A 2,500-nucleotide genomic window follows, 5' to 3' on the forward strand; every position below is an offset into this window, starting at 1 on the left:
CGGATGTGGCGCGCGGCGATCTGACGTTGGCAGAGATGTGCGTCATGCGTCGCACAGGCCGTTCCTGGAGCCCTTTGGTCTTACCTTCCCTCAGTACCTGGTGATCCTCGAGCTGCTCGAAACGTCTCCGGGCGCGGTGGGCAAGATTGGCGCCAAACTTGGCCTTGATACCGGCACGACCACGCCTCTCCTCAAGCGCATGGAGCAATCCGGGTTGATCGCAAAGAAACGTGACCCGCTGGATGAACGCCGGGTCGTTGTCGAGCTGACGCTCGCCATTCAAGCGTTGCAGGCCTCAGTCTGTACTTTGCTGTCGATCTGCGGTCGCCGCCGACTCGGCAAGCGCGTCCCGACCTCCAGAGCAAACCCCGAACGTTCTGGCATCGTGTGCAACCTAAACGTGCAGAACATCATCTTCAGACGGTAAAATCGTTCTTCCAGACCGCGAATATACAAAGACAGATCACAATGAGCTCCCCGCTTTGACCCCTTCTGGACCCTAAAAATCCAAATGGCATAATTCATTCTAGGGTTGATTATTTCTGGCCTTCATGGCCTAGCGAGTGATCTTTTCATGTGAGCCTGCCATGTGCCGTCCCGTTCTAACCGGTCTGCTGCTTCTGCCCGTCCCGGCATGGTCTCAGGAGTGCCACCCAAGCTACGCGCTCGTCTGCGTGCCCCTGGCCAGCGATGTGGATTGCGCAAGCGGTAGCGGGAACGGGCCGGCCTATGTGCAAGGCCCGGTCAAGGTCGCCGGACCTGACGTCTATGATCTGGACCGAGACGGCGACGGGATCGCCTGTGAAAACTGAACCTCTTTGAGACGCCATACGGGAGATGTTGGCTACGACCTCGGCAACCACCCTGCAGACAAAGAACCACCGAACCTGACCGCAGGGAGGAGGAGAGCGGCAGGTCCGGTGATCTCTGGAAGTTCACGTAGGAAGGAGGAGGAAGACACCTTTGGAAGGAGGAGTGAAGCGCTTGGCTTCATGGTTCAGCTTGGGGGCATCGCTGCAGGCTGTCACGGGTTTGCGCTGCATTGCAGCGTCCGTTTTTTACGGCGCTCTAAGCGACGGCAGAATTGCTCCGGGATCTCGCAGACCTGCTCGGGATCTAGGCCCCCCACTTAACCTCCGGCCTGCCCTGTTCCCCGGGAGCACTGTTATGCGCCGGACAGCGTAGGAGACGGGGATCAGCCGGGAGTTGTCGGGTATGGTGCTATTTCAGGGCGTGGAGCTTCTGCTTTGCCGGGCCCAAGGTCGAACGGCCCTTTCACGCAAAATTTGCGGCTTAATAGCTTCCTCTGCAAAAATTGCATGAAAGGCAAATCATGCAGCAGAAAGGCGGTACTCGGATCTAGGACTGGATCACTCGGGTGCTGGGAGGTCGCTCATCTGTTTTAGGAGGAGCTTCGATAGTTTGAAATGCAAGTGGCGCTCGGGCGTCACCTGTACAGGTTCGCCGGTCCTGGTGTCGCGACACATTCGGGCATCCCTAACCTTGCTGGAGAACGCTACGAACCTCGACCCTGTGACCGTGGGCAGGACCGTCCACGATCTCATTGAGGATCGAGTAGCGAAGCTTCCATGACCAGCCGGGGCAGATGCGAGAGAGTTTCAACGAGTTTCCCGATCGTCTCGGGCGGATCATGGGCCAATGCTTTTTCAGATGGATACGAGCAGGCCTGTTCAGGCTTGGCCAGTCGGGAATGGGGAAGTTCCGTCCGTGAGCTGTATCCCGATGTTTTGCTGTGTATCGCTCACCTTCACGGTTGCGATCCCGTCCCCGTTGGACAGATCTACGCTCGTGCCATCAGGAGACGACGTCAGTTTCACGACGCGCCAGGGCGGACATTCGAAAACCTGCAGCCGGCCATGAATGTCCGTGAGGGCGATGATTTTTGCCATGATGTTTTCTGTGCCTGCTTAGTCCCTCCGGACTGGATGATACTTGCAGAAGCCGAAATGGTCATAAATATTTGTTATCATTTATTTTTGAAGACAAGCATGCAAGAAATATCCCCCTTTGGAGGGGACGATGCTTCATTCTATGATCTTTCGAAGCCACACCGATCTGACGCCATCAGACGACGATTAGCCGTTCGCTCACCTCAACGATAGTTTCGTCCCGCAAATTGGCCTGCAGTGGGGCTGTGGAGCATCAACACGGAAAGCCCAAGCTTTGGTTTACCTGCGTGACTGAAGAATGTGTCGGACCTGTCGGTCGTCGCCTTCGAACTGCACCGGCATGGCTGCAATGCGCTACAGGCAAGCGTCCATGGACCCCCTGGCAAAAAAGTATCGACGGACCTCGCCTCCTTCCTTTGCGGGAAAGATTGGCTGGAGGATGTTTGCTCGATACGGCAGAGATACCGTGGAACGTCCAGTCCGACATGGGCCGGGACGACGTCACCATAGGATCTTCAGGAGCAAGACATGGATGAGACGGCCATAACCGGGTTTGCAGCAGACTCGGTCGCGACCTGGGTCTGGCTGGC

Annotated in this window: 4 protein-coding genes; 2 read left to right on the forward strand and 2 right to left on the reverse strand. The window is 56.9% G+C overall.

The window, feature by feature from the left end; all coding sequences use genetic code 11:
• Together TY51_RS15790 and TY51_RS21280 are read left to right on the forward strand one after the other, a co-directional pair.
• Positions 1-427: MarR family winged helix-turn-helix transcriptional regulator (locus TY51_RS15790; RefSeq protein WP_042251205.1), on the forward strand; the 427-nt coding region annotated here is incomplete at its 5' end.
• Positions 428-587: 160 nt separating this feature from the next.
• A complete protein-coding gene (locus TY51_RS21280; RefSeq protein ID WP_081995149.1) occupies positions 588-812 on the forward strand; it encodes an excalibur calcium-binding domain-containing protein in 225 nt (74 codons plus the stop codon).
• 558 nt (positions 813-1,370) lie between these two features.
• Here TY51_RS21280 and TY51_RS24620 read toward each other — a convergent pair.
• Positions 1,371-1,565: an HU family DNA-binding protein gene (locus TY51_RS24620; protein WP_081995151.1), complete on the reverse strand. Its 195-nt coding sequence runs from the start codon at positions 1,563-1,565 to the stop codon at positions 1,371-1,373.
• A 126-nt stretch (positions 1,566-1,691) separates the two neighbouring features.
• Positions 1,692-1,910: a hypothetical protein gene (locus tag TY51_RS15795; RefSeq protein ID WP_042251203.1), complete on the reverse strand. Its 219-nt coding sequence runs from the start codon at positions 1,908-1,910 to the stop codon at positions 1,692-1,694.
• Positions 1,911-2,500: the final 590 nt, after the last annotated feature.

Source organism: Paracoccus sp. PAMC 22219 (genome assembly GCF_000787695.1).
GTDB lineage: Bacteria > Pseudomonadota > Alphaproteobacteria > Rhodobacterales > Rhodobacteraceae > Paracoccus.